The 26,129-nt window shown below is 60.9% G+C and carries 32 protein-coding genes; 8 read left to right on the top strand and 24 right to left on the bottom strand.

Features of this window, described 5'->3' with window-relative positions; genetic code table 11:
* Positions 1–64 precede the first annotated feature (64 nt).
* Entirely contained in the window at positions 65–1,414 is a 1,350-nt protein-coding gene (locus AC1Q5O_RS14165; protein ID WP_492563742.1) for an MFS transporter, read from the bottom strand.
* Between the two features lie 223 nt (positions 1,415–1,637).
* Positions 1,638–2,069 (bottom strand): DUF3995 domain-containing protein, encoded by a 432-nt coding sequence (locus tag AC1Q5O_RS14160; protein WP_492563740.1) that lies wholly within the window; start codon positions 2,067–2,069, stop codon positions 1,638–1,640.
* Positions 2,070–2,225: 156 nt separating this feature from the next.
* Between AC1Q5O_RS14160 and AC1Q5O_RS14155 the strand changes: the two genes are divergently transcribed.
* The gene (locus AC1Q5O_RS14155; RefSeq protein WP_492563738.1) at positions 2,226–2,816 is read left to right on the top strand and encodes a TetR/AcrR family transcriptional regulator; all 591 of its coding nucleotides are present in this window, start codon (positions 2,226–2,228) and stop codon (positions 2,814–2,816) included.
* A 92-nt stretch (positions 2,817–2,908) separates the two neighbouring features.
* Here AC1Q5O_RS14155 and AC1Q5O_RS14150 read toward each other — a convergent pair whose 3' ends face one another.
* The 3 genes from AC1Q5O_RS14150 to AC1Q5O_RS14140 all read right to left on the bottom strand — a co-directional run bounded on the left by AC1Q5O_RS14150 (position 2,909) and on the right by AC1Q5O_RS14140 (position 4,416).
* A complete protein-coding gene (locus AC1Q5O_RS14150; RefSeq protein WP_175540565.1) occupies positions 2,909–3,178 on the bottom strand; it encodes a DUF2312 domain-containing protein in 270 nt (89 codons plus the stop codon).
* Between the two features lie 135 nt (positions 3,179–3,313).
* Complete coding sequence (locus AC1Q5O_RS14145) at positions 3,314–3,619, bottom strand: DUF1244 domain-containing protein (protein WP_492563735.1); 306 nt, start codon at positions 3,617–3,619, stop codon at positions 3,314–3,316.
* 2 nt (positions 3,620–3,621) lie between these two features.
* Positions 3,622–4,416 (bottom strand): N-formylglutamate amidohydrolase, encoded by a 795-nt coding sequence (locus AC1Q5O_RS14140; protein WP_464661623.1) that lies wholly within the window; start codon positions 4,414–4,416, stop codon positions 3,622–3,624.
* Positions 4,417–4,604: 188 nt separating this feature from the next.
* Between AC1Q5O_RS14140 and AC1Q5O_RS14135 the strand changes: the two genes are divergently transcribed.
* Positions 4,605–5,096, top strand: coding sequence for a DUF1036 domain-containing protein (locus AC1Q5O_RS14135; RefSeq protein WP_464663128.1), 492 nt, complete (start codon positions 4,605–4,607; stop codon positions 5,094–5,096).
* Positions 5,093–6,529, top strand: coding sequence for a pyruvate kinase (pyk, locus tag AC1Q5O_RS14130; protein ID WP_223613694.1), 1,437 nt, complete (start codon positions 5,093–5,095; stop codon positions 6,527–6,529). Before AC1Q5O_RS14135 ends, pyk begins: the two co-directional genes overlap by 4 nt.
* 55 nt (positions 6,530–6,584) lie before the next feature.
* Here the strand turns inward: pyk and AC1Q5O_RS14125 are convergent, their stop codons facing one another.
* From AC1Q5O_RS14125 to AC1Q5O_RS14105, 5 genes are all read right to left on the bottom strand, one after another.
* Positions 6,585–7,211 (bottom strand): hypothetical protein, encoded by a 627-nt coding sequence (locus AC1Q5O_RS14125; protein WP_492563733.1) that lies wholly within the window; start codon positions 7,209–7,211, stop codon positions 6,585–6,587.
* 60 nt (positions 7,212–7,271) lie between these two features.
* The gene (gene ykgO / locus AC1Q5O_RS14120) at positions 7,272–7,397 is read right to left on the bottom strand and encodes a type B 50S ribosomal protein L36 (protein ID WP_091880250.1); all 126 of its coding nucleotides are present in this window, start codon (positions 7,395–7,397) and stop codon (positions 7,272–7,274) included.
* 168 nt (positions 7,398–7,565) lie between these two features.
* The gene (locus tag AC1Q5O_RS14115) at positions 7,566–8,639 is read right to left on the bottom strand and encodes a 5-(carboxyamino)imidazole ribonucleotide synthase (RefSeq protein WP_492563731.1); all 1,074 of its coding nucleotides are present in this window, start codon (positions 8,637–8,639) and stop codon (positions 7,566–7,568) included.
* A gap of 1 nt (position 8,640) precedes the next feature.
* Positions 8,641–9,138 carry a 5-(carboxyamino)imidazole ribonucleotide mutase gene (gene purE / locus AC1Q5O_RS14110; protein WP_492563729.1) on the bottom strand — a complete coding sequence of 166 codons (498 nt, stop codon included), beginning with the start codon at positions 9,136–9,138 and terminating at the stop codon, positions 8,641–8,643.
* 95 nt (positions 9,139–9,233) lie between these two features.
* Positions 9,234–9,437 carry a YdcH family protein gene (locus tag AC1Q5O_RS14105; RefSeq protein WP_008128260.1) on the bottom strand — a complete coding sequence of 68 codons (204 nt, stop codon included), beginning with the start codon at positions 9,435–9,437 and terminating at the stop codon, positions 9,234–9,236.
* Positions 9,438–9,663: 226 nt separating this feature from the next.
* Here AC1Q5O_RS14105 and AC1Q5O_RS14100 point away from each other — a divergent pair, with 226 nt between their 5' ends.
* Complete coding sequence (locus AC1Q5O_RS14100; RefSeq protein WP_105734402.1) at positions 9,664–9,843, top strand: YdcH family protein; 180 nt, start codon at positions 9,664–9,666, stop codon at positions 9,841–9,843.
* Between the two features lie 119 nt (positions 9,844–9,962).
* Here the strand turns inward: AC1Q5O_RS14100 and AC1Q5O_RS14095 are convergent, their stop codons facing one another.
* From AC1Q5O_RS14095 to AC1Q5O_RS14085, 3 genes are all read right to left on the bottom strand, one after another.
* Positions 9,963–10,226, bottom strand: coding sequence for an ArsR/SmtB family transcription factor (locus tag AC1Q5O_RS14095; protein WP_223613697.1), 264 nt, complete (start codon positions 10,224–10,226; stop codon positions 9,963–9,965).
* Between the two features lie 64 nt (positions 10,227–10,290).
* Positions 10,291–11,532: an MFS transporter gene (locus tag AC1Q5O_RS14090; RefSeq protein ID WP_223613698.1), complete on the bottom strand. Its 1,242-nt coding sequence runs from the start codon at positions 11,530–11,532 to the stop codon at positions 10,291–10,293.
* A 105-nt stretch (positions 11,533–11,637) separates the two neighbouring features.
* Positions 11,638–11,823: a DUF1192 domain-containing protein gene (locus AC1Q5O_RS14085; protein ID WP_105734400.1), complete on the bottom strand. Its 186-nt coding sequence runs from the start codon at positions 11,821–11,823 to the stop codon at positions 11,638–11,640.
* Between the two features lie 93 nt (positions 11,824–11,916).
* Here AC1Q5O_RS14085 and AC1Q5O_RS14080 point away from each other — a divergent pair, with 93 nt between their 5' ends.
* The gene (locus AC1Q5O_RS14080) at positions 11,917–12,921 is read left to right on the top strand and encodes an NAD(P)H-quinone oxidoreductase (RefSeq protein WP_492563725.1); all 1,005 of its coding nucleotides are present in this window, start codon (positions 11,917–11,919) and stop codon (positions 12,919–12,921) included.
* 59 nt (positions 12,922–12,980) lie between these two features.
* Here AC1Q5O_RS14080 and AC1Q5O_RS14075 read toward each other — a convergent pair whose 3' ends face one another.
* Complete coding sequence (locus AC1Q5O_RS14075) at positions 12,981–15,182, bottom strand: esterase-like activity of phytase family protein (RefSeq protein WP_492563723.1); 2,202 nt, start codon at positions 15,180–15,182, stop codon at positions 12,981–12,983.
* A gap of 226 nt (positions 15,183–15,408) precedes the next feature.
* Here AC1Q5O_RS14075 and AC1Q5O_RS14070 point away from each other — a divergent pair, with 226 nt between their 5' ends.
* Complete coding sequence (locus AC1Q5O_RS14070; protein ID WP_223613702.1) at positions 15,409–16,104, top strand: DUF1013 domain-containing protein; 696 nt, start codon at positions 15,409–15,411, stop codon at positions 16,102–16,104.
* Between the two features lie 86 nt (positions 16,105–16,190).
* A complete protein-coding gene (locus AC1Q5O_RS14065; RefSeq protein ID WP_492563721.1) occupies positions 16,191–16,727 on the top strand; it encodes a GNAT family N-acetyltransferase in 537 nt (178 codons plus the stop codon).
* Here AC1Q5O_RS14065 and AC1Q5O_RS14060 read toward each other — a convergent pair.
* The 5 genes from AC1Q5O_RS14060 to AC1Q5O_RS14040 form a co-directional block, all read right to left on the bottom strand.
* Positions 16,724–17,431 (bottom strand): helix-turn-helix transcriptional regulator, encoded by a 708-nt coding sequence (locus tag AC1Q5O_RS14060; RefSeq protein ID WP_492563720.1) that lies wholly within the window; start codon positions 17,429–17,431, stop codon positions 16,724–16,726. The genes AC1Q5O_RS14065 and AC1Q5O_RS14060 overlap by 4 nt on opposite strands.
* Positions 17,432–17,436: 5 nt before the next feature.
* A complete protein-coding gene (locus AC1Q5O_RS14055; protein WP_492563719.1) occupies positions 17,437–17,844 on the bottom strand; it encodes a hypothetical protein in 408 nt (135 codons plus the stop codon).
* 21 nt (positions 17,845–17,865) lie between these two features.
* Positions 17,866–18,456 carry a DJ-1/PfpI family protein gene (locus tag AC1Q5O_RS14050; RefSeq protein WP_492563718.1) on the bottom strand — a complete coding sequence of 197 codons (591 nt, stop codon included), beginning with the start codon at positions 18,454–18,456 and terminating at the stop codon, positions 17,866–17,868.
* Between the two features lie 27 nt (positions 18,457–18,483).
* The gene (locus tag AC1Q5O_RS14045; protein WP_492563716.1) at positions 18,484–18,780 is read right to left on the bottom strand and encodes a DUF1127 domain-containing protein; all 297 of its coding nucleotides are present in this window, start codon (positions 18,778–18,780) and stop codon (positions 18,484–18,486) included.
* Between the two features lie 130 nt (positions 18,781–18,910).
* Positions 18,911–20,821: a propionyl-CoA synthetase gene (locus tag AC1Q5O_RS14040; protein WP_492563714.1), complete on the bottom strand. Its 1,911-nt coding sequence runs from the start codon at positions 20,819–20,821 to the stop codon at positions 18,911–18,913.
* A gap of 137 nt (positions 20,822–20,958) precedes the next feature.
* On the opposite strand from AC1Q5O_RS14040, the gene AC1Q5O_RS14035 reads away from it, so the two are divergent.
* The gene (locus tag AC1Q5O_RS14035; RefSeq protein WP_223613708.1) at positions 20,959–21,123 is read left to right on the top strand and encodes a hypothetical protein; all 165 of its coding nucleotides are present in this window, start codon (positions 20,959–20,961) and stop codon (positions 21,121–21,123) included.
* A 271-nt stretch (positions 21,124–21,394) separates the two neighbouring features.
* On the opposite strand, the gene AC1Q5O_RS14030 is transcribed toward AC1Q5O_RS14035, so the two are convergent.
* The 5 genes from AC1Q5O_RS14030 to gap form a co-directional block, all read right to left on the bottom strand.
* Positions 21,395–21,613 carry a helix-turn-helix domain-containing protein gene (locus AC1Q5O_RS14030; protein WP_403180480.1) on the bottom strand — a complete coding sequence of 73 codons (219 nt, stop codon included), beginning with the start codon at positions 21,611–21,613 and terminating at the stop codon, positions 21,395–21,397.
* Positions 21,610–22,368: an SGNH/GDSL hydrolase family protein gene (locus tag AC1Q5O_RS14025; protein WP_492563712.1), complete on the bottom strand. Its 759-nt coding sequence runs from the start codon at positions 22,366–22,368 to the stop codon at positions 21,610–21,612. The genes AC1Q5O_RS14030 and AC1Q5O_RS14025 overlap by 4 nt, the downstream gene beginning before the upstream one ends.
* 79 nt (positions 22,369–22,447) lie before the next feature.
* Positions 22,448–23,473: a class I fructose-bisphosphate aldolase gene (locus AC1Q5O_RS14020; RefSeq protein WP_223613710.1), complete on the bottom strand. Its 1,026-nt coding sequence runs from the start codon at positions 23,471–23,473 to the stop codon at positions 22,448–22,450.
* Between the two features lie 178 nt (positions 23,474–23,651).
* Entirely contained in the window at positions 23,652–24,845 is a 1,194-nt protein-coding gene (locus AC1Q5O_RS14015; protein ID WP_492563710.1) for a phosphoglycerate kinase, read from the bottom strand.
* Positions 24,846–25,071: 226 nt separating this feature from the next.
* Entirely contained in the window at positions 25,072–26,079 is a 1,008-nt protein-coding gene (gene gap / locus AC1Q5O_RS14010) for a type I glyceraldehyde-3-phosphate dehydrogenase (protein ID WP_105734389.1), read from the bottom strand.
* Between the last annotated feature and the right edge of the window lie 50 nt (positions 26,080–26,129).

Genomic DNA, 26,129 nt, shown 5'->3' with positions numbered 1-26,129 from the left:
AGAAAAAAAGGGCGCGCCCCTTTTTTTCAGCGGGCCGCGCCTTTTGTATTTCGCGACCGGAAAACTAGGCCTCGATATCGACGTCCTTGGTTTCCTTGCCGATGATCAGCGCAATCAATGTCAGGACCGCCATGGCCGAGAGGTAGACGCCAACCCAGAACGGGCTGCCGCCGCCGAGCTTCCACAACGCAATCGCTATGAAGGGGGCAACCGCAGCGCCGAGGATCGACGAGACATTGTAGGAAATACCCGAGCCGGTATAGCGCATGCTCACCGGGAACAGTTCCGGCAGCAGGGCGCCCATCGGACCAAACGTCATTCCCATCAGGGTGAAGCCGAGGATCAGCCAGGCCATGACGCCAACATTGCCCAGAGACAGCATCGGCACCCACAGGAGGCCGAACACGATAATTGCGAGCGTCACCCAGATCAGTGTCTTGCGGCGGCCCCAGCGGTCCGCCCATGGTCCGGACACCAGGGTGAAAATGCCGAAGAACACCACGCCGACAATCATCATCAGGACGAAGGTCGTGTAGTCATAGCCGAGACCCGCAATCGGTCCGGCCGCGGCGGCGCGGCCATAGCTGAGCGAGAACGTGGTCATCAGGTAGAACAGCACATAGGTGGCAAGCATGTAGAACGTGCCGAGCACGAGCTGCTTCCAATGCGACTGGAACACGGACACCAGCGGCACCTTCTTGATCTCGCCTTTGCTGACGGTTTTCTCGAAGGCAGCGCTTTCGACCAGGTTGAGCCGGACCCACAGGCCGACGATCACCATGACGGCGGAAAACAGGAACGGAATGCGCCAGCCCCAGTCGAGGAATGCGAGGGAGGGCCGCGACGGATCATCCGACGGCAGGATGGCCGCGATGATCAGGAACAGGCCATTGGCGATGATGAAGCCGATGGGCGCACCCAGTTGCGGAAACGTGCCGAAGATCGCGCGCTTTCCCTCGGGTGCATTCTCGGTGGCAACCAGCGCCGCACCGCTCCATTCACCGCCAAGCGCAAAACCCTGCGCCAGCCGCAGCACGACCAGCATGGCCGGGGCAAACCAGCCCACGGTTGCAAAGGTCGGCAGGACGCCGATGAGGAAGGTGGCGATACCCATGGTCAGAAGCGCGCCGACCAGCGTGATCTTGCGGCCGCGCTTGTCGCCGAGATGGCCGAAGAAGATCGCGCCGAGCGGGCGCGCCACCATGGCCGCGCCGAAAATGGCGAAGGACGACAGAAGGGCCGTCGTTTCGTTGCCGGGCGGAAAGAACAGATGCGGGAAAACCAGCACGGCGGCGGTCGCATAGACGTAGAAATCGTAGAATTCGATGGTGGTGCCAATCAGGCTGGCCAGAATGACGCGGGACCGCGAATTGGCGGGCGCCTTGATGGACAGCTGCGCTGTGGATACGGACATTGATTTTACTCCCTGACGGCTGAGGCGGCTGCCCCAACGCGAATGCCGGCAGATCACATCAGTCGGAAGAGAAATGGATCATGAAAAGATAGGTGGGCAGCGAGACGATTATACCCGTCGCCGGGCCAGTTCAAGAAATTTAAAGCCGTTCACGATGCTTCATGTGAAGTTTAATATCGCGCAATGCCCGTCAAACGTTCAAAACCAAAAAAGCGGGGCGCATTCAGGCGAACAGCAACACACCGAAACCCGCCCCGATGACGAGGCACAGCGGACCGTAATAGCGGCGGTCCAGTGTCAGGAAGGGCTCCTCGGCCTGCCGGTTGCGGAAAAACGCCGTGAAGCTGAGGCCGCCGCGCGCAAGGAATATGATCGTCAGCACCAGCATGCCGAGACGGAGCAGCCCGGCCGGCAACAGCGCCGGAATGATGGACATCTGCATCGGGGCGAGAGCACCGGCGGTGAAGATCAGGGCGGCAACGACAACGGTCACCCCACGTGACGGCATTGCGGAAATTCCCTTCGAGCCGACCACGGTCCGAGCCAGGGACAGTTGATCGCGCGCCGGCCACAGACCGCCGAACCCCCAGTAGAGATGCAGCGCCGCGACGATGGTCAGCACGATGAACACGAGCCATGCCAGAGTGTACATCATGGCCTGCCCGCCCGGATGTGGAGCGTGACCGGGAACACGATTGCAGCGGCGGCAGTGCATTTGCTCATGATACGTCCTTCAATCCAGTCGACCATACGGTGGCGTATATAAACATTGCCGCTTGCCCCGGTCAATACGGCAGCGTATGGAATGGCAATGCCGACCCGAAAGACCCTCTCAGCCGAAGACTGGATCAGCGCCGCTTTCCGCGCCCTGAGCCAGGGCGGCGCGCAAGCGATCCGGGCCGAGGCGATTGCCCGCGATCTCAAGGTCAGCAAGGGCTCGTTCTACTGGCATTTCAGGGATGTGCCGGCGCTGAAGGCGCAGATGCTGGCGCACTGGCAGCATCTGGCGACCGATGCCATCATCAGCGATGTCGAGGCCATCGGGACAACGCCGCGGGAGCAGCTGCAGGCACTGGTGATCGAGGCAACCGGCGTGCCAAGTTCGGCCTATGGCGGCGACCGGACGGAAAGCGCCATCCGCGAATGGGCCCGCCATGATGCCGCGACCGCGGCAATCCTCAAATCGGTGGATGAACGGCGCCTGGCCTATCTCGCGCAGCTTTTCCGGACGTGCGGCCAGTCCGCAGACCGGAGCGGAACAAATGCCCGGATTCTCTACGGCGCGCTGATCGGCCTGGAAATTCTGGCATCGCAGGGCCTCGCCGATGTCCGGGCGAACATGCTTGAACTGCTTGGATATCTTCTCGGGGAAAATCCCGCGGGCAGGACTTCGCGGGGGTAGTCTCGAGCGAGCAGCTGACCAAACGGGATCGGATAGGGTGCAGCACCGTCTGCACATCCAATCCCGTTTCAGCTGTCGTTTGTCCTGAAGGCTCAGACCATGCCGAGGGCGTTCATGTACAATTCGAGGATCGCTTCCTCTTCCTTGCGCTCGTTCGCATCCTTCTTGCGCAGGCGGACGATCGTGCGGATGATCTTGGTGTCGTAGCCGCGGCCCTTGGCTTCCGCCATCACTTCCTTGATGTCGTCCTGAAGCGTGGTCTTTTCTTCCTCAAGGCGCTCGATGCGCTCGATGAACTGCCGCAATTCCGCAGCCGCAACACCTTCGACACCGCCCTGTGGCGCTACATCATCCATGCTCATATCTTGCTCCGTAAAAATTGATTGTGCGACTCGCGAACGCCGCCTCTGCGGTTCCGATGCCCGACCACAGCGCAATGAGTCAAGACAATAGAGTCGGGATCAGGGCGGTTTCGGCCGCCGCTGCGGCGTGGTTCGTCAATGCGAAGGCTTAGTGACCTCAAAGGCGGCCTTCTGCGCATCGCTGGCCTCGCGCTGGTGCTTGGCCTGCCATTCCGCATAGGGTTCGCCATAGATGATCTCACGCGATTCATCCTTTGACAGGGGCACGCCCGCCGCATCCGCCGCTTCCCGATACCAGTTGGACAGGCAGTTGCGGCAGAAACCGGCCAGATTCATCAGGTCGATGTTCTGCACGTCGCTGCGTGCGCGCAGATGCTCCAGCAGCCGCCGGAACGCAGCGGCTTCAAGGGCGATACGCTGTTCTTCGCTGACATTGCTCATGGTCAAACCTCTTCCAGTGGGCCGGTGCGCGAGCCGTATTGCCTGATAACATGTATATCGGGATCGGCGTTGATTGCGTCAAGGATCGGGGCAAGCCGGTCTGCCCATTCATCGACACCCTTCTCGTCGGCGATCAGATCCTGCCGCACCTCGATCAGCGCATGGGCAAGCCCCGGCACGATGCAATGCTTGAACATCGTATCGTTGCGCAGTGCGCCGTCATAGGGTTCGTTGTCACCGACCACCAGCTGCGGATCGGCTTCCAGGGCTTTTATGAGCGGCAGAACCGCGCGCGGATCGCTGTCCCAGAGAATGCCCGCATGCCATGGCCGCGGCGTCGTTTTCCAGAAGGCGGTGAAGGAATGGATGGAAATGACCAGCGGCGCCTTGCCGCTCGCCCCGGCAACCGCCTGGATCATGTCCGAAACAGCCGTGTGATAGGGGCGATAGAAATCATTCACGCGTCTTTGATGCTCGGCGTCCGGCATCGGGTTGTTTCCCGGAATGATCGCCCCGTCGGAGAGGCGCATGATCAGCGTGGGATCGTCTTCGCCGCGGTTCGGATCGATCAGCAGGCGGGAAAACCCGCCCAGCACGGCCGGAACACCGAGCATTGCCGCCAGTTTGCGCGTCAACGGCTCGACGCCGATATCATAGGCGATATGCCGTTCGAACTGCTGCGGCGGCAGCCCGAGGGAGCCGTATTCCTCCGGCAGATCCCGGTGGGCATGATCGGCCAGAAGCACCAGTCCTCTGTCATTGCTGCCATGGACGAGATGAAAGGGGGAAAACGGCATTGGAACGTTCTCTTGCGCGATTATTCGGGAGAATTTTTTGTGTTTCATGCCCTGATCGGGAATGCAACCATCAATCTTTTGTCACAGGTCAGCAGGAACGGCATGTTCCGCCCATTAGCGCGTTGACAATGCATGTGAAACTGCGGAAAAGGAGTCTAAGACGGACGGAGGCAATATTGCGCAGGGGCATCATTTTCCGCGCTGACCAGCATCAGCGGACGCGATGGAGCAGCTTTCTAGCGGCTTTTTTATTCATTTTCGCAGCAGGCAGTGTCTTTGCACCGGATGAGGCCCATGCGGATTTCCGCGTGTGCAACACCACGCAAAATCTGGTGGGCGTCGCGCTTGGCTACCGGGCGAAGACCGGCTGGATCACCGAGGGCTGGTGGCATGTCAACGCATCCTCCTGCACCACGCTGGTCGTCGGTCCGCTGACGTCGCGCTATTACTACCTCTATGCCGAGGACGCCCAGAGCGGCGGCCGCTGGGATGGCAAGGTCAACATGTGCGTGGCGGAAAACCAATTCAAGATTACCGGTATCAATGACTGTTTTGCACGCGGGTTTCAGCGGGCGGGATTTCAGGAGTATGATACCGGCGAACAATCAAGCTGGATGGTCCAGCTTACGGAAGAAAATCCTCCCTCAGCTCCAATTGTAACGGATACCCCTCCTCGATGAGACGCCGCCGTAAGGTCAAAATCCTCGCCACACTGGGTCCCGCTTCATCCGACGAAGCGATGATTCGCAAATTGTTCGAAGCCGGTGCCGACGTGTTCCGCATCAACATGAGCCATGCCAGCCATGATCTCATGCGCGAACTCGTGCGCCGCCTGCGCAATGTCGAAAAGGAAGTGGGCCGCCCGATCGGCATTCTCGCCGATCTGCAGGGACCAAAGCTGCGCGTCGGCAAGTTCGCCGAGGGCAAGGTCGACCTCGTTCCCGGCCAGATCTTCACCCTCGACAACAATGAAGCGTTGGGCGACAACACCCGCGTGTTCCTGCCGCATCCGGAAATTCTCGAAGCCGTCGAAGCGGGCCACCGCCTGCTGATCGATGACGGCAAGCTAGCGCTGGTCGCCGAATCGTCCGATGGCAAGTCGATCACCTGCCGCGTCGTGTCCGGCACCAAGATTTCCGACAAGAAGGGCGTCAGCCTGCCCGACACCACGCTGGGCGTCGGCGCCCTGACGGAAAAGGACCGCCGCGACCTCGATGCCGTGCTGCAGGAAGAGGTCGACTGGGTGGCCCTGTCGTTTATCCAGCGGCCGGAGGATCTTGCCGAAGTGCGCAAGATCTCGCGCGGCCGCGTTGCCCTGCTCTCGAAGATCGAGAAGCCGCAGGCCGTCACCCGCCTTGCTGAGATCATCGAGCTCTCCGATGCGCTGATGGTTGCCCGTGGCGATCTTGGCGTTGAAATGCCGCTGGAATCCGTTCCCGGCATCCAGAAACAGATCATCCGCGCCTGCCGCCGCGCCGGCAAGCCGGTCGTCGTCGCCACGCAGATGCTGGAATCGATGATCACCGCGCCGGTCCCGACCCGCGCCGAAGTGTCCGACGTGGCAACCGCCGTGTTCGAAGGCGCCGATGCCGTGATGCTATCAGCCGAATCGGCTGCCGGTGACTACCCGGTCGAAGCGGTTTCCACCATGGCCCGCATCGCCGAAGAGGTCGAACGCGACCCGAACTATCCCGGCATCATCCATGCGCAGCGCCCCGAGCCGAATGCCACCGGCGCGGACGCCATTTCGCTTGCCGCCCGGCAGATCGCCGAAACGCTCAACCTGTCCGCCATCGTCACCTATACGGCATCAGGCACCACGGGCCTGCGCGCGGCGCGTGAACGGCCATTGCTGCCGATCATCGCCCTGTCGCCGGTTGTCGAGACGGCACGCAAGCTCTCGCTCGTCTGGGGCCTGCACTGCGTTGTCACGGAAGATGCAACCGACCTTGACGACATGGTCGACCGCGCCTGCCACATCGCCTATCAGGAAGAGTTCGGCAATCCGGGTGACCGCATCATCATCTCGGCCGGTGTGCCGCTGCGCACGCCCGGCTCGACCAACATGCTGCGCATTGCCTATATCGGCTCGGACGGGCTGACAGGGATCTGAAAAAGATCATTCGGGTTGGCGGTGATCAGCCGCCGACCCGGAAACACCGAAAAAATCAGGTACGCTGACCCGTCAGGTCCTCGGCCAATTGGCCCGCCTGCTTCTGCGCCTCCCGCATCATCGGATAGACCGCAAGAACCTGCTCAAAGGCATGCAGGGCGCCTTCCTTGTTGCCGGTATCCTTCAGGATGGCCGCCAGCCCCGCCAGCGCACCGAAATGACGCGGCTCCAGCGACAGCGTCTTCTGGATATCGGCCATCGACCGCCCGTAATCATTCATCAGGAAATTGACCGTGGCACGCCGGTTCCAGCCCTCGGCAAAATCCGGTTTCATCACGGTGACCTGATCGAGAAAATCCAGCGCGACGGCATATTTCTTTTCCGTCATGGCGAGGGCCGCCCATTGCATCATCAGATCGACGGTCGCACTGCCGGAATTCTGCCACTGCGCCTGGATCTGTTCGGCGATGCGGGTGGCTTTGGCTTCGTTGCGCTCGCGCTTCAGGGCAAAGAACAGCTCATCGAGGCGGGCGGCGCGCTTTTCGGCCAGGGTCTTGCCCGGCAGCGCGGCTGCCTGCGGTGCAGCCGCAGGGACGTCAGTCCCGGACGTTTCCTGCGCCAGTACCAGCGCCGGCGACATCATCAGGACAGATCCGATAAAAAACGCAAAAACGTTCCGCATGATACGGATCGTAGTCCGTATCAGCGAAACGTCAAATGCAAATAACCGTGAAACGGTAAATCAGCCCTGGCGCGCTTTGAAACGCGGCGCAGTCTTGTTGATGATGTAGATGCGGCCCTTGCGGCGCACCAGCTGATTGTCACGATGACGGCCTTTGAGAGCCTTGAGCGAATTCTTGATCTTCATTTCAGCACCGGTATCTTTACGCCCGAAACCGGGCACCAATAATAAAGCGCGCCTCTGGAGCGCGCCGGAAACACGTTGCGGGGAAATAGCCAAGGATTGCCCCGATTGTCAACTCCCGACTCATGATTCATATGGCGATTCATGCATCGGGAGTGAAATTATTTGCCCCTACAGCCGCTTTGTAATGCGCGTGACGTGGCCCATCTTGCGGCCGGGACGTGCATCGGCCTTGCCGTAGAGATGCACGACGGCCCCGCTTTCCGCCAAAATCGCCGGCAGTTTGGCCACGTCATCGCCGATGAGATTTTCCATCACGCAATCGGAATGGCGCCGCGTATCGCCCAGCGGCAGCCCGGCAACCGCACGGATATGCTGTTCGAACTGCGAGACCGTGCAGGCGGCTTCCGTCCAGTGACCCGAATTGTGCACGCGCGGGGCAAATTCATTGGCCAGCAGTGTCCCGTTGGCCAGCACGAAGAACTCCATGCCGAGAACACCGACATAATTGAGAGCCTCGAGCAGCTTGCGCGCCGAATCGGCCGCAAGCCCTGCAATCGTCGACGATACGGACACCGGCACGGTCGACGTCGCCAGAATGCCGTCCCTGTGCACGTTCTCGGCAATGTCGTAGATGCCGATATTGCCCGCCTCGTCACGCGCCGCGATCACCGAAATCTCGCGGGTGAAATCGACCAGACCTTCCAGAATGGCCGGGACGCTGCCGATGGCGGCAAAGCCCGCCTTGGCTTCTTCGCCCTTGGCGCCGGAAAACTTGACCTGGCCCTTGCCGTCATAGCCGAAGCGGCGGGTCTTGAGGATACCCTTGCCCTCGAAGGCGAGAAGCGCCGCTTCCAGATCGCCCTCATTCTCGACAATGCGCCATTGCGCTGTCGGGATGCCGGCCTTGTTGAGGAAGCGCTTTTCGGTCACCCGGTCCTGCGACACTTTCAGCGCCTCGGGCGGCGGAAAGACCGGCGTGCTTTCATTCAATGTCTCGGCCGCATCGACCGGCACATTTTCGAATTCGTAGGTGATGACGTCGCTCAGCTCAGCCAGGCGCTCCAGCGCATCGGGATCGTCATAGGCCGCCACGATCTGCTCATTGGCAACCTGCGCGGCCGGACAGTCCGCCTGCGGTTCGAGAATGACGGTGCGATAGCCGAGACGCGCGGCTGCCATGGCAAGCATGCGGCCGAGCTGTCCCCCGCCGATAATGCCGATAGTCGATCCTGCTGCAATCATCTCATGCCTCGTCAGATGGCCGTTCGGCGACCTTTTCGCTCTGCGCCGTGCGCCAGTTGTCAAGCCGTTTTGCCAGTGCGGCATCGTTCAGTGCCAGAACAGCCGCAGCCAAAAGGGCGGCATTGACCGCACCGGCACGGCCGATCGCCAGGGTGCCGACGGGAATGCCGGCCGGCATCTGGACAATGGACAGGAGGGAATCCTGTCCGGAAAGAGCTTTCGATTCCACCGGCACGCCGAACACCGGCAGCGGCGTCATGGAAGCGGCCATCCCGGGAAGATGGGCGGCACCGCCGGCACCGGCGATCACAACCTTGAGACCGGCATCGCGCGCGCCCTTGGCAAAAGCAACCAGACGGTCCGGCGTGCGGTGGGCGGAAACGATGCGGTCATCGTGGGAAATGCCGAGCGCATCGAGCGTCTCGGCGGCGTGGCGCATGGTTGCCCAATCGGACTGGCTACCCATGATGATTGCGACGTCAGCGCGTTTATCGGCCATTGAACATCCTCTGATCAGCGGAGCGTGCAGGGATTAACGGAAAAGTGGGGACGCTGCAAGTTATCGGCAGCCCACCGGTCACAAGCTGTTGAAAATCAGGCAATAATGTCCGGGATGATCTTGTCTTCAAGCTCGATGAGCTTGTCTTTGATGATGAGCTTCTTCTTTTTCATCCGCTGGATTCGAAGCTGGTCACAACCAACCTGGATCATCGCTTGTATGGCGGCATCAAAATCCAGATGCTCCTGTTTCAATCGTGCGACTGCCAATCGAATGTCAGCCTGATCCTGGTCGGACATGCAGTGATTCCCGGTATTTTGCTTTAGAAGAATCCAATGTCTGGTCCGGCGTTCGAGAATACCGGATCAGCACGTGGCAATACCATATTTTACATGACAAGAAAATCCTACGAAACAAATTCGACAATTGCTTCAAGTGGTGGCAGAGTGTCACGGCTCTGTCATAATCTCGCCCTTTGGCCGACAGAGCGTGAACGAGTAGGAAACCAACCAAGGGAGAAGCCGGATGGCCATTGAGTCTCATCTTGAAACGCTTGAACGTAAGCATGGTGCACTCGAGAAGGAAATCTCCGAAGCGCTGGCAAGTCCTGCCACCGACGACCTGAAGATTACCGATATGAAACGTCGCAAGCTCATGCTGAAAGAGCAAATCGAAAAACTGAGATCGACCGCCACGCGCCATTAGAGCCTTTGGCCGACAGAAGAAGAATTTCAGCCGGTTGCCGGAGAGGCCGCTGGGCTGGCACTAAAACAAAAACCCGGTCTGCGACCGGGTTTTTTTATTGGCCGGACGTCGTGCGGCCATCATTCGCTCCAGAACTGATCCAGCCACAAATTCAGGTGAAAGAAGCCACTGTCGTCGACGGCATAAATCCGGCGTGTCCCCTCGGACTTGACCTTGACCAGTTGCGCATCCAGCAGCGCCTTCAGGTGCTGGGATACCGCCGGGCGCGAAATGGGCAGGCCAAGCGCCAGTTCATTCACGGTCTTGGGACCGCGCCGCAACTCTTCCAACAGATAGCGGCGGTTCGGATCGGAAATGGCGGCAAATGCGTCGGTTTCGGCCATGCCGAATAGTCGTTTTAAACTGCCGTCAATGTCAACGCATTTTGTACGAAAAACGTTGCGAACCTCAGTCCGGCTGGGCTTCCGCCCGGGGATCGAGCTTGATGCCCTCGGGCGTTGCCCGCTCCGAGGGAACGGTCTGGAAATTGTCCCGCATCGCAATCGGCATGGCTGCCCGCATGCGCGAGCGGATGATGGCGTGGGTCATGATCGAGACATGTGCCAGCGCCGTGATCGCAAACAGGCCTTCGGGCGCAACATATTCCATGGCCCAGGCGCCGAGGATCGGCCCGACCATGGTGCCGAAGCCATAGAGCAGCAGCAGGCCGCCGGTTACCTTGACGAAATTCTGCGAGTCCGAATAGTCGTTGGCATGGGCCACGGCCACCGGATAGAGCGTATAGGCCAGTCCGCCATAGATCGCCGTCATGAACAGGATGACCGTTGCCTGACGCGAGCCGATCAGGAAAATCAGGATGCCGATGATGGCCGCAGCACCCGCGACGAACGCCAGGACATAGCGCCGGTCGGTACGGTCGGACATGCGCCCGACCGGGATCTGCATCAGGGCACCGCCCATGACGGAGGCACTCATCATCAGCGCGATTTCCGTGGTGGTGATGCCCGTCGCCGCGCCATAGACGGCGCCCAGCGTGCCGAACGCGCCATTGGCAACGCCGATCAGCATGCAGCCGACAAAGGCAACCGGCGAATTGCGGTAGAGCGCCTTGAGGTCGAGCTGCACTTCCGTCAGCGGTTTCGGGCTGCTGGCGGTGGAAATGGCCGTCGGAATCAGCGCCAGACAGAACAGGATTCCGGTCAGCATGAAAAAGGTGCCGTTGTGCACGTCGCCGAAGCCGATCATCATCTGGCCCGCCGTGATGGAGGCAAAGTTCACCACCATGTAGAGGCCGAAGATCTGACCGCGATTGGCATTGGTCGCCCGCTCGTTCAGCCAGCTTTCGATCACCATGTAGGCGCCGGCCATGGCAAAGCCGGTCAGCGCCCGCAGCGCAATCCAGGCCGTGGCATGCACCAGGATACCGGTCATCAGCGCGACAATGGCGGCAATGGCGGCAAAGGCGCTGAATGCCCGGACGTGGCCGACGCGGCGCACCAGGCGCGGCGCCAGCAGGCAGGCGGTTATGAAGCCGCCGGCCCAGGCGGTACCGAGAAGACCGAGGGACGTCGTGGAAAAACCTTCCGCCCCGCCGCGCAGCGGCAGCAGGAGCCCGTGTAGGCCCGAGGCCATGACCAGGAATGACGTGCCACACAAGAGGGCAAAGACCTGTACGAACGAACGGAACACAGCGGTACCCCAATGCTTGGACGGATGCCGGCAACAAGCCGGTACAGGCCCGTCTCGATCAGCAATGCGGAGACATCATGACATCCGCATCATTTACGTTCCGTTTCAGCGAAAAAGTGCTTCCGCCGCCAGCTTGCTGCTGCCCTTGCGCGTGCGCTCTTCCTCAAGCCGGGTGATTTCCGCCCGCAGGATGCCGATGCGCTCGTCCAGCTCGGCGACGGAAAGCAGAGAAAGTTCCTGCCCGATCTCGTGGGCAACCCTGCGTTTCGGTTCCTCGTCGAAAAGTGACATCATGTCCTCCACTTGCCGCTTTGTGCTGAAAGGATACAGTCCACCCGCTTCGAATTGCAAATCATTCAAGCGAATCAACTGAAGGAGCTACCCATGGCCAGTAAAATTCCGACGACGATGACCGCGGTCGAGATCACCCAGCCGGGCGGTCCGCTGGTCCTCAAGCCGGGAAAGCGCGGCGTTCCGGAAGCAGGGCCGAACGAACTTCTGGTTCAGGTGCATGCGGCCGGCGTCAACCGGCCTGACGTGCTGCAGCGCCAGGGTCATTATCCGCCGCCACCGGGCGCATCGGACATTCCCGGCCTTGAAATTGCCGGCGACGTCGTTGCCGTGGGCAGCGGCGTCACGCGCTTCCGCGTCGGCGACCGGGTGACGGCACTGGTGGCAGGCGGCGGCTATGCCCAGTATTGCACCGTGCACGAGACCACGGCCCTGCCGATCCCGGCGGGATACGGGTTCATCGAAGCCGCCGCCCTGCCCGAGACCTTTTTCACCGTCTGGCACAATGTGTTCGAACGGGGCGGCCTGAAGAGCGGCGAGACATTCCTCGTGCATGGCGGTACATCCGGCATCGGCACCACGGCGATCCAGCTTGCCAGCGCGTTCGGCGCCTATGTCATCACCACGGCCGGTTCCGACGACAAATGCGAAGCCTGCCTGAAGCTTGGCGCCGACCGGGCGATCAACTACCGCACGCACGATTTTGTCGAGGCGGTGAAGGAGGCCACCGGCGGCAAGGGCGTCAACCTGACGCTCGATATGGTTGGCGGCGATTACACCGGGCGCAATTACGACGCTGCTGCCATCGATGGGCGGATCGTGCAGATCGCCCATCTCAATGGCGCAAAGGTCACGGTCGACATATCCAAAATCATGATCAAGCGGCTGACCCATACGGGATCGACCCTGCGGGCACGGCCGGTCGAGTTCAAGGCCGGTATTGCCCGGGAACTGGAGCTGAAAGTCTGGCCTCTCCTGGTGCAGCGCCGCGTCGCCCCGGTCATCGACATGGTCTATCCGTTCCACGAGGCGTGGCGGGCGCATGAGCGCATGGAGGAAGGCAAGCATGTCGGCAAGATCGTCCTCGACGTCAGCTGACAAGCGTCAAGCAAAAGGCCGCGCGGCAAGCGCGGCCTCCTGCAAACGTTGCGGACGGCTCAGTTTGCCGCGCTGACCTTGCCGATGCCGAAGAACAACGTTTCGCCGGATGAGCCGTCGACGCCGTCATTGTCGGTGACCGCATAGCCATTGCCGGCGACGTCGACGGTAAAGCCTTCCAGCTTGTCGACGACATAACCATTCGTGCTCTTCAGATCGGCGATGAAGTCGCGTGCCAGCGTCTTCTCGACAACCGGCAGCTTTTCGCCGAGCTTTGCCGGTTTGAGGCCGTCCAGCGCCACGCGATAGAGCTTCTTGTTGACCGCCTTGTCACCAATCAGATTGTCGCGTTCGACAATGTAGAGCTGGCCCTCATGGGCGGTGATTTCGGAAAGACCGACCCAGCCGTCACCGCTCTTCTTGTCCAGCGGATAGGAGACGGCACCCCAGCTCTTGTCCTTGACGTTGTAGCTCAGGAGCTTGACGAAACCTTTTTCGTCATCCTTCCATTCCCGCTGCACGGCCATCCACAGAATGGTGGCATCGCCTTCGCCGACGCGGGTGATCCCTTCCAGCCCGAAACGGGTCTGATGCGGCAGCAGCTCTTCAGGAAGCGCGATTTCCTTCTTGATCTCGCCCTTCTCGTTGACGTTGAAGATCGCATGCGGCACCAGCTTGGACTGGTCGCCCTCATTGGCAAGCCAGAAGCCGCCTGCGCCATCGGTGGTGATGCCCTCAAGATCGAGCTTCTGGGCCGGCTGGCCGCCGCGCGTGACCACCAGCGCCCGGGTGATCTTTGCCGGCGTCTGCTTGGCATCGATGGTGAAGATGGTGGGCGCGGCCGAATAGAACGAGTCCGAGACCGCATAGAGCTTGCCCGGCTCCTTCAGGTCTGCAACCAGGCCCGACAGGGCACCCCAGCCCAGCGGCGTGCCATCATCCTTCGACGCCGACACGATCTTCGGATAGGCCGGTTCCTGGTCCTTCAGCTCATAGATCATGACATGGGAGCGCGCGCCGCCATCCGCAACCAGATCGGATTCATTGGCGGTGACGAACAGATTGCGCGAGGGAATGGCAAGAATGCCTTCCGGGGCGATGCCCGATGGCAGCAGCTGCACGAATTCCGGGTCCTTGCCGGTATCCTTGTAGACGCCGACGACGGAAGCGCGCTCGCTGGCAACGAAGATGTAGCTGGTATCGCCGTACTGCGCGACTTCGGCGCCTTCGAGTTCCACGCCCTTCTTGTTGCGCTTGTCGGGATAGTGACCGGCTGCCGCAATCCTGTGTTCCAGCGAGGGGCCGGATTCATAGAGAACCTTGCCGTCGGTGGAGAAGATCGTGAAGCTGCGCGAACCGCCCTTGTAGTCGCCTTCATTGGCTGTGAGAATGCGGTCATTACCCAGCCATTTCACGGTATCCGGCTCGCGCAGGACACCCTTCATGCTGCCATCGAACTTCAGCGCGCCGTCGTTCTTGACGTCGATCTTGTCGAGATCGACCGTGCCGGCGGAGAAATGCGAGGTGATCTTGCCGCTGGCCGCATCGATGATCGCGATATGGTTGTTTTCCTGCAGGGTAACGGCGATCTGGTTGTTCGCGTTGATCGACACGAATTCCGGCTCGGCATCCTCCGGGGCGATGTCGGCGAGGCCGGTCAGAACGACGGTCCTCATGCTTGTGCAATCCGGCGCGCCGTTCTTCAGCGAGAAAATCTTGAGATCGCCGGAGGGAAGCTGCGGCAGTTCGCCATCATTGAGCTTCTCGTCGCGCTCGTTTTCGATGGCAACGGCGGCAATGGTCCTGTCGGGCGAGACGGCCACCGAGTCCGGCTGACCGCCGAGATCGCAGCTCGTCAGCACCGTGCGCGATGCAAGGTCGATCACGTCAAGCCGGCCGGAGGGATTCTTGTAATCCTTGGAGGTGTTGACCGCAGCCAGCACCATGGCGCCGGCAACCGCAACGGAGGTCGGCTCACCTTCGACTTTGAGCAGGCCGGCGGCCTTGGGCCTGGCGGCATCGCTGATATCGATGAAGCCGATGGCGCCGTAGGGGCTGTCGGAATAGACCAGCGTCTTGCCGTCTTCCGAGGCCGTGATGATTTCCGACGATGTCGGCTTCGACTTGTCTGCATCCTTGGGCAGGTTGTCAGCAACCGGGAAGCTGGCGATCCGGTTGAAAACCGGTTCGGCGGCGGCTGGCAGGGCGACGGAAGCGGCCAGGGCGGTCCACAGTCCGATGCAAAGGGTCTTGCGCGGCATTGTTGAATCTCCTCTTGTTTACAAGGGATCAGTTGCCCGCGGGCGTTGCAGCGGCATGACAATTTCATGACAGTTTGGTGAAACCGGTAATTGCATTCGGTTGCGACGAAAACCGATTCTTGCCCAATCGAGAATTTACCGCTATATAACGCCTCGAATTCCCGGAAATTGTGGTTGAACCCACGTCCCGCCTCACCGGAGCGGACGAACGAGAGGACTATATTCAATGGCCACCCAGCTTCTCATGCCAAAGGCAACGGCCGTCTGGCTTGTCGACAACACCGCTCTGTCTTTTGACCAGATTGCCGCCTTCTGCAAACTGCACCCGCTTGAGGTGAAAGCGATTGCCGACGGTGAATCGGCCCAGGGCATCAAGGGACTGGATCCGCTGATGACCGGCCAGCTGTCGCGTGAGGAAATCGCCAGGGGCGAAGCCGACATCAATCACAAATTGAAGATTCTCGAGCCGAAGGTGCGCGTGCCGGAAGCCAAGCGCAAGGGACCGCGCTACACGCCGCTTTCCAAGCGCCAGGATCGCCCCAACGCCATTCTGTGGCTGGTGCGCAACCATCCGGAACTGAAGGATGCGCAGGTTTCGCGCCTCATCGGCACGACGAAGTCGACCATCGAGCAGATCCGCAACCGCACCCACTGGAATTCCAACAATCTCCAGCCGATGGACCCGGTCACCCTCGGCCTGTGCTCGCAGATCGACCTTGACCTCGAGGTCGAGCGTTCTTCCCGCAACCGCCCGGTCCAGCCCGGCGAAGGCGGCGATACATTGCTGCCGGCATCGGCCACGGAAAACCTGGACATCCAGCCAGCCGTCCGCGAAGAGGACGAAGAGCTCGATGCGGACAAGGTTTTCGCCAAGCTTTCCTCGCTCAAGGGCCGCAATACGGACGAAGACGAGGAAGAATAAGCCATTTGATTGCCTTGACGGGTAGTCCCTGAATCGAGAAAGCTCCTCCTCCGGTGGAGCTTTTTTCTTTTACGGGAGATACAGCCTTGCTGCCGACATTCGAGACGGAACGGCTTTTCCTGCGCCCGCGCACCATGGCTGATCTGGAAGACTGCATGGCCATGGACCGCGATCCGGAGGTGACCCGGTTCATACCGGGGCCCTGGACGAATCCCGATGCGCATCGCCGTTTCATCACCGCGCGCATGGAGGCGGATTTCGGCCCGGATCTCGGCTATTGGTCGATCTTTGCGCGCGACCAGCCGCAACGGTTTCTCGGCTGGGTCCTGCTGATCCCGGACGATGCGGTGGGGCCGGACATTGAAATCGGCTGGCGGCTCAATCGCCACGCCTGGGGCAAGGGCTATGCGACGGAAGCTGCCCGGCCGCTCGTCGTGCACGCCTTCGGGCAGGCTGGCATCAAGCGCATCGTTGCCGCAATCCATCCGGACAATGCGGCGTCCATTCGTGTGGCGCAAAAGATCGGCCTCACAGCCACGCACGACGGCGCCCCATACAGATACTTTGCCTTGAACCGGGAGGATTTTGCCGCCTCGCTCATGACGGGCCAGACAGCTGGTTAAGACGCCTTCTTGGCATCGGGCGCTTCGCTGAGTTCCATCCGCCGGTAGAAATCGGCCAGCGTCTTGCCGCGCTCCTGCCGGAAAATGCGCTGGGCCTTCTCGGCCCTGGTGATCCGGTCGATGCGGAACGTGCGGAAATCATTGCGCAATTCGCACCAGCTGATCACGGTCCAGACCTTGCCCCAGAACCACAGTCCGAGCGGCCTGATGTCCCGCAGGCTTTCCTTGCCGTCCATGTCCTTGTAGGCCACGGACAGCACCTGGCACTGGTCCGCCGCATTCTCGGCAAGATCGATCATCGCCCGGTCATGGCTGCTGATATTGGTTCCGGAGGAATGAATATGCGTGTTGGCAATGCGCGGGCGATCATCCTTGGGCAGAACAGCCCCGATCTTGATGATGGCCTCTTCCGCTGCGCGCGCCATGGAGGCACCGCCCCAGGCCGTTATCAGCCGGGCGCCGGCAACCAGCGCGACCACCTCGTCGCGCGTGAACATCAGCGGCGGCAGGTCAAAGCCTTCCCGCAGGATATAGCCCACCCCCGCCTCGCCGTCGATCGGCACGCCGGTGGATTGGAGGTCGGCAATATCGCGATAGATGGTCCGTTCGGACACTTCGAGCTTTTCCGCCAGCTGGCGCGCGGTAACCAGCCGCCCGCCCCGGAGTTTCTGTACGATCTGAAAGAGACGATCTGCACGCCGCATGCTGCTTAATCCTTCAAGCCTTCTCTAAGGCGTTGTTCGGTTACAAATGCCGCCCCGAATGACAGCCGGGAAAGAGTGGGGGTACTGGAATTGAGAACCCGCCAGAACGGCGTCACAGCGCTGATGTCGCCCGTCCTCTGGTAATCCTCGAACGCGGCTTCAGCGACCGTGCGCAGGTGAAATCCCAGCGTGATGGGACAGGTCACCTGCGCCCCATGCTGCCTGGCCATGGTCTGCCGCAAGACTTTCACATCCATATGCTTGCCCTTGGGGAGAGTGCGGATGAAATCGTCCACCTGACGGGCCGTGGGTACCAGCATGATCTCACCAGCCTTCATACCAGCGATGCTGACCGGCGCGGGCTTGACCTGGGGCGGCGCGCCTGAATCCAGTTTGTCTGTCCATGTTTTCATCGCACCCTCCCTGGGGCCGGCTCAACCGGCCGCCTGGTACTCGCGCGCAATAAAGCTGCGCATCCCGGCAATCTGTTCCGCCTGCTCCGGCAGGAACGCTTCGAGAAATTCCGTGGCAAAAGTGCCCGGCGCCGATCCGGCCGCGCTGACAATCTGCGCGTCACGCACCGCATGGGGCACATCCTGATACAGGGAGGAATCGGCATAGTCCCCGATCTGGGACTGTATCCAGCCTGCGCCGTTGCTGGTGTGTCTGCGGCCTTCGAAAACACCCGCGCGGGCAAGAGCCAGCGTCCCGCCGCAGATGCCGCCGACAATGCCGCCGCGTGACAAAATCGAATGCAGCAGGGGTGCAATGTCAGGAGCATCTTCCGACGGCCAGGTGTTGGCGCCGATCACCGCAACCGCATCCAGATCCGCGTTCTCCTGCGGATCAAGTCCGCGGTCCGGCACGAGATGCAATCCGCCAATGGACCTGAGGGGACCTGCCGTCGGGGCCAGAGCAACCGCCCGCGCACCAAACCATTCGACGGCTGATCCGGAAAGCAGACCGAACTCCCAATCGGCGAATTCATCGATGAATACGAGGCCGATCGTCTTTTTCTGGTCCATCGCGATGCTCCCTTTCGGCGTCACTGATCAGTATTCTAGCTTGAAATGTCCGTTTTGGCTCGTTTTTCCGGTTGCCGCATGGGCCGGACGCCGCGAACGGCCGGATTGGCGAACGGCGCCGGCATTTTCGCTGCCGGCGGCGTCCTTCATTGAATTGCGCCGTGCCAGACGTTCCGCATAGGCATCGGGCCAGCCGATGTCCTTCAGCAGATAGTCCGGGAGTGCGCCGACGGAGCGTTCAGTCCGCATTTCGTCACGCAGATGTGCATACCGCGACCACAGGCGCCTGACTGTTCCGACGATTCCAAAATCAACCATATTCATGACCCTGTCTCCTTTGCTTACGAAGACACTATCGCACACCCCTCCTGACAACCTTCTGTCAGGAGCCTGTCAGCAGGGGCAGGAAAGATGCGGGCATGGATTTGACCGGGACAGGATCGTTTGGGGGCGGTCACCCAACGGGAATGCCGATACCCCTGGCGTTGAGCACGGCCTTGATCTCGTCGAGGATCGCGGGGTCGTCGATGGTGGCCGGCATGTTCCACGGCTCCTGATCGGCAATCTTCTGCATCGTCCCGCGCAGGATCTTGCCGGAGCGGGTTTTCGGCAGCCGCTTGGCTGTCACCGCGATCTTGAAGGCCGCAACCGGGCCGATCCGGTCACGGATCAGGGCGACGCATTCCTGCTCGATATCCGCCGCCGCCCGGGTGACGCCCGATTTGAGCACGATGAACCCGCAGGGAACCTGCCCTTTCAGATGATCGGCAATGCCGATAACCGCGCATTCCGCCACATCCGGATGGCTTGACAGCACCTCCTCCATCGACCCCGTCGACAGGCGGTGTCCGGCGACATTGATGATGTCGTCGGTCCGGCTCATGATGTAGATATAGCCGTCTTCATCGATGATCCCGGCATCGGCGGTTTTGTAATAGCCGGGGAATTCCGCCATATAGGCCTCGCGGAACCGCTGGTCGGCGTTCCACAGCGTCGGCAGGCAGGCGGGCGGCAAAGGCAGCTTGACCACGATATTGCCCAGCTCGCCGCGCTTGACCGGGTGCCCGGCGTCATCCAGCACCTGCACGTCATAGCCGGGCATGGGCACGGTCGGCGACCCGTACTTGACCGGCAGCATGCCGAGACCTGCCGGATTGGCCGCCATGGGCCAGCCGCTCTCCGTCTGCCACCAATGGTCGATGACGGGAACGCCGAGCTTTTCCTCGGCCCATTTGATCGTGTCCGTATCCGCCCGCTCGCCCGCCAGAAACAGATATCGCAGCGAGGACAGATCATATTTGCCGATGAACTCGCCCTTCGGATCTTCCTTCTTGATGGCGCGGAACGCTGTCGGCGCGGTAAACAGCACCTTGACCTTGTGGTCGGCAATCACCCGCCAGAATGTGCCGGCATCGGGCGTTCCCACCGGCTTGCCTTCGAACAGGACACTTGTCGCGCCGATGAACAGCGGCGCATAGGCGATGTAGGAGTGGCCGACCGCCCAGCCTATATCGGAGGCGGCCCAGAACACCTCGCCCGCAGCCGTGTCGTAGACCGCGCCCATCGACCATGCCAGCGCAACGAGATGGCCGCCATTGTCGCGCACCACGCCCTTGGGCTGGCCCGTGGTGCCCGAGGTATAGAGGATATAAAGCGGGTCCGTTGCCTTGACGCGCGCGCAGGGCACTTTCCGCCCGCTGGCGGCCGCGACAGCTGCGGCGTAGTCGATATCGCGCCCGGTCACCAGCTCGTGCGGCTGTTGCGGACGCACGAGAATGAGGCAGGAGGTAACCTTGTGCGCCGCCTGCTCGATGGCCTTGTCCAGCATCGGCTTGTAGGCCACCACCCGGCCCGGTTCGAGGCCGCAGGAGGTGGCGATGATCATCACCGGCTTGGCATCGTCGATGCGGGTGGCCAGCTCGTGGGCGGCAAACCCGCCGAAAACAACGGAATGCACCGCGCCGATGCGCGCGCAGGCCAGCATCGCCACCACCGCTTCGGGCACCATCGCCATGTAGATGATGACGCGGTCACCCCTGGCGACGCCCCTGTCGGTCAGCACCGCCGCCAGCGCGTTCACCTCGTCGAGCAAGGCGGCATAGGTGATCTTGCGTCCCGTGCCGGTCACTGCGCTGTCATAGATCAGGGCGACCTGATCACCCCGGCCGCGCTCCACGTGACGGTCGACGGCGTTATAGCAGGTGTTGCACTCCGCTCCCGGATACCAGCGGCCATAGGGTTGATGCGTGGCATCAAAGACCTGTTCCCACGGCCGCGACCAGTCGATGGCCTCGGCGGCCCTGGCCCAAAATCCCTCCGGATCGGACTGCCAATCCCGGTAGACCTGTGCATAGCGTGATGTCATGAATATCCTCCCAGATGGCGTACCTTCCCCAATGTGCGCCCCGGAGTCAAAGGCCGATTTGACAATTGGCGCGGGATCACACACTTGTCGAATCTCCACTCACCCGTTCCCCTCAGGCGGCAGGCTTTGTAACGACGATGCTCAAGATTCTGCCGCTGCTGCTGATCCTCCTGATGGCGCTGCACTTGATCAAGCCATTGGGCTGGCCCGGCATGAAGAAGCGCGGGGATTTCTGGAAAATCGCCGCCGGAGCGATATTTGCGATGCTGGTGGTCGTGGTGCTGAGCCACAGCGGATTATGAGTTTTGTTCCCTTAAGTGACAACACCATGCCCGTTCAAACTGGGTTTGTTTCTTCACTCTGCAAAACTGTCATGCCGTGGTTCGCCCTTCGACAAGCTCAGGAGGCTCACCATGAGGGAGGTTGGATGGGCTGCAAGGCCAATCGGAAACGATGCAGGATGGAACTCCCTGCAATCAACCCCTCTCCCTCATGGTGAGCCTGTCGAACCACGCACGATGGGAATGCCAGCTTCCAGTATGTTTGCCAATGGTAAGCCTCGAGTCCGTCAGGTCACTCATCCAAGAGAAGAGACAGCAGCGCTGCGGGCTCGACGTCAAGCGCATCGGCAATGCGTTCAATAACCTTTATGGTTGGATTCCTGTGTCCCGACTCGATCCCGCTCACATAGGTGGGATGCAGATGTGCCCGATCAGCAAACTCTTCTTGTGAGAGTCCGCGTTTTTTACGCCAGTATCGTACGTTTTGGCCAAATTTCTTCTCAAGATTCATTGCATCAACGGGCCCGCCGCCTTCTCGCCATTTGGAAGATTAAGCACATAGGGCACGAGATGTTTCGCCCAGGCGTCGTAGCCGTGGGCGGAGGCATGGAAACCGTCGCTGGAAAAGCCCTCGGGCCCCTCGACCGGCAGGCGCGGTGCCGCTATTGCTGAACGTTCACGGCAGAGCCGCTCGCCCATGGCGTTGATGGCACTGGCCCGCCCTTCCAGAATGCGCCCGAGCAGCGGCGGCATCGCCGGCACGTCGCGGAAATCGATGACCGGCGACCAGACGACCGAGGTCTCCGGCCACTTTGCCTTCAGTGCATAGAGCAACCCGCCGAATTCCCTTTTGAAACGGGCGACCGAGTGGAAATTCTTGGTGTCGTTGGTGCCGGTCGTCAGAACGATATGGGTCCACATGCCCCGCTCGATATTGGGCACCACATGATCGCGCAGCTGGCCTGACGTGGCGGAATTGAACCCGGCGGCGCGCCAGATGATCTTGCGTCCCGTCCGTCCCTGCAGGTGCACGGCAAGCCGCACGCAGAGACTTTGCCAGACATCGCTCACCCCGACACCGGCCGCGGAGGAATCGCCCAGCACCAGCAGGCGGATGGCCGGCTCCTTGCCTGCGATCTCGCCCACCGGGAAGGCTGGCGGCGGCAGCATGCGTTCGGTCTTCAGCCGCACGGCAATGCCCTGCCACGCATAGACCGGAAACAGCAGCCAGCTGACAAGCGGATGGAAAGCCGATGGTTTGGTCAAACGGTCCTCACAGCACACAAAAAACCCGGACCTGATTCCGGCCCGGGCTCTATGAGAGCTGTTTTTGTATAAAAAACGCTTAAGCGGCCTTTTCCAGGTCCTTTTTCCAGCCGCCGGTTGCGGCAAGGCTGTTCATTTTGGCGCGGTGCGTGAAGGCACGCTGACCGGCTGCAACATTCTCCGACTTGCCGTTCCAGGCGCTCAACGCAGCAGCCTGCAGGGCGCGGCCATAGGAGAATGTCAGCTTCCACGGCAGGCCATGGGCGGCATTCATCGCCGAGAGATGCGCCGTTGCTTCTTCATCCGACTGGCCGCCGGAGAGGAAGGCAATGCCGGGCACGGCGGATGGAACCGTCGACTTCAAGACACGCAGGGTCTGCTCGGCAACCTGTTCAACCGACGCCTTGCGGGCATTCTTGCCGTCGATGACCATGTTCGGCTTGAGGATCATGCCTTCCAGCACGACGCGGGCATCGTAGAGCTCGGTGAAAACGGTCTTCAACACCCATTCGGTCACGTCGTAGCAGCGCTCGATCGTGTGGGTGCCCGGCTTGCCGTCCATCAGCACTTCCGGTTCGACGATCGGCACGATGCCGGCTTCCTGGCAAAGGGCGGCATAACGGGCCAGAGCCTGTGCATTCTGCTTGACCGCACCCCAGCTTGGCAGGGCATCGGAAATATTGATGACGCCGCGCCATTTGGCAAAGCGCGCACCCAGCTTGTAATATTCAGCCAGCCGCTCACGCAGCCCATCAAGGCCTTCCGTGATGGTCTCGTCGGCAAAACCCGCGAGGTTCTTGGCACCGGCATCGACCTTGATGCCCGGAATGCTGCCGGCCGCTTTCAGGATCTGCACGAAAGGCGTGCCGTCCTTGGCGTTCTGACGCAGGGTTTCATCGTAAAGAATGACGCCGGAGATGTAGTTCTTCATGGCATCGTCCGAGCGGAACAGCATTTCGCGATAGTCGCGGCGGCTATCGGCTGTCGATTCCAGCCCAATCGTATCGAACCGCTTCTTGATCGTTGCGGTACTTTCATCCGCAGCAAGCAGGCCCTTGCCGCTGGCAACCATTGCAATCGCGATATCTTCCAGGCGTTCGCTCATAGATCATGCACTCCGTTTCTAGTGGTCTGGCCCATACCAGAAGCTCATATCAAACGGAATGGCAGTTCAAGCCTTTGAAACGATTGAAATTTTTTCAACCGATTTAACAGGATAACATTTTCTGTTCTTCGTTAATCCGGAGCCCGCAAAGACCCCGGATCACGCCTTGAACAGGCCATCAGCGCTTGAGGACGTCGACGCCAGGAAGCGGCTTGCCTTCCATCCATTCGAGGAAGGCGCCGCCTGCGGTCGACACATAGGTCAGGTCATTGGCAATGCCCGCATGGTTGAGCGCCGCCACCGTGTCGCCGCCGCCGGCAACCGAAACCAGATGGCCCGACCTGGTGCGCTCGGCCACATGCCGCGCCGCTGCAACGGTTGCCTTGTCGAACGGTGTCAGCTCGAACGCGCCCAGCGGACCGTTCCACACCAGCGTTGCCGCGTCGTCGATGGCACCCTTGATGCGCTCGATCGACTGCGGCCCGACATCGAGGATCATGCCATCCTCGGGGATGGCATCCAGACCGTAGGCATGGAACGGTGCATTGGCTTCGAAATGCCAGGCAACGATGGCATCGACCGGCAGGATGATGGTGCAGTTGGCCGCCTGCGCCTTGCCCATGATCTCGCGGGCCGTGTCGGCGAGGTCATGCTCGCACAGCGATTTGCCGACCTTGACGCCCTGCGCCGCCAGGAATGTATTGGCCATGCCGCCGCCGATCACCAGCGCATCGACCTTCTCGACGAGATTGCCGAGGAGATCGAGCTTGGACGACACCTTGGCACCGCCGACAACCGCAACCACCGGACGCTTCGGATTGCCGAGACCGCTTTCCAGCGCTTCGAGCTCCGCCTGCATGGTACGGCCCGCATAAGCAGGCAGCACATGCGCCAGACCCTCTGTCGAGGCGTGGGCGCGGTGCGCGGCAGAAAACGCGTCGTTGACGTAGATATCGCCATTGGCGGCCAGTGCCTTGACGTAGGCCGGATCGTTCTTTTCCTCGCCCTTGTGGAAACGGGTGTTTTCCAGAAGCAGGATATCGCCGTTCCCGAGCTTGGCGACGGCTTCGGCCGCCTTCGCGCCGATGCTGTCCTCGGCGAAATGCACGTTCTGGCCGATCACCTTGGCAACCGCATGCGCAATGGGCTTCAGGCTGAATTCCGGTGTTGGCCCATCTTTCGGACGGCCGAAATGCGCAAGCAGGATAACCTTGGCGCCCTTTTTCGACAATTCAAGGATGGTGGGCGCGACACGCTCGATCCGGGTGGCATCGGTCACGTGGCCATTGGCAACCGGTACGTTCAGGTCGACGCGCAGAAGAACGCGTTTTCCCGCAACATCGGCATCATCGAGTGTCTTGAAAGCTGGCATGGTGATTACCCCTCATCTGAATTTGCCAGCACCCCCCTCTGGGCTACCGCCCATCTCCCCCACAAGGGGGGAGATCACATTGGCATTGGTGTTATCGCTCATCGTCACATTCGATGATGTGCATCAACAAATCTGAAAGCTGATCTCCCCCCTTGTGGGGGAGATGTCCGGCAGGACAGAGGGGGGTGTAAACGCCTGCCGTTCAACTCATATCGGAGCAAGCGCCTCAGATGACCTTGCTGAACGCGACGGCCGTGTCGGCCATGCGGTTCGAGAAGCCCCATTCATTGTCGTACCACGACAGGACGCGCACGAATGTTCCTTCCATGACCTTGGTCTGGTCGAGATGGAACACGGATGAATGCGGGTCGTGGTTGAAGTCGATCGAGACATTCGGAGCATCGGTATAGCCGAGGATACCCTTCAGCTTGCCGTTGGCGGCGGACTTGATGGCATCGTTGATTTCGGCGACCGTCGTCGCGCGCTTGGCAACGAACTTGAAATCCACAACCGAGACATTGGGCGTGGGGACGCGGATCGAGCTGCCGTCGAGCTTGCCGTTGAGTTCCGGCAGGACGAGGCCGACAGCCTTGGCGGCACCGGTCGATGTCGGGATCATCGACAGCGCAGCCGCACGGCCGCGATAGAGATCCTTGTGCATGGTGTCGAGCGTCGGCTGGTCGCCGGTATAGCTGTGGATCGTGGTCATGAAACCATGATCGATGCCAACAGCTTCGTTGAGCACAAATGCAACCGGGGCAAGGCAGTTGGTGGTGCAGGACGCATTGGAAATGACCAGGTGTTCCTTGGTCAGCTTGTGATGGTTCACACCGAACACAACCGTCAGGTCGGCACCGTCAGCAGGCGCCGACACGATGACGCGCTTGGCGCCGGCTTCAAGATGGGCCGCCGCCTTGTCACGCGCCGTGAAAATGCCGGTGCATTCCAGCGCAATATCAACGTTGAGCTCTTTCCACGGCAATTCTGCCGGGTTGCGCACGGCAGTGACCTTGATCGGTCCCTGGCCGACGTCGATGGTATCGCCGGAAACCGTTACAGTGCCGGGGAAACGGCCGTGCACGGAGTCGTAACGCATCAGGTGAGCATTGGTCTCGACCGGACCCAGATCGTTGATGCCGACAACCTTGATGTCGGTGCGGCCGGATTCGATAATGGCGCGAAGAACATTGCGGCCAATGCGGCCAAACCCGTTGATTGCAACGCGAACTGTCATTTTTTAGTTTCTCCTTGGGGGTAGTGAGGAGCCCTTGATGAACGTGATGA

The sequence above is a fragment of the Phyllobacterium sp. MT110 genome, from assembly GCF_058792715.1.
This window is presented reverse-complemented; position numbering and strand designations above follow the sequence as displayed.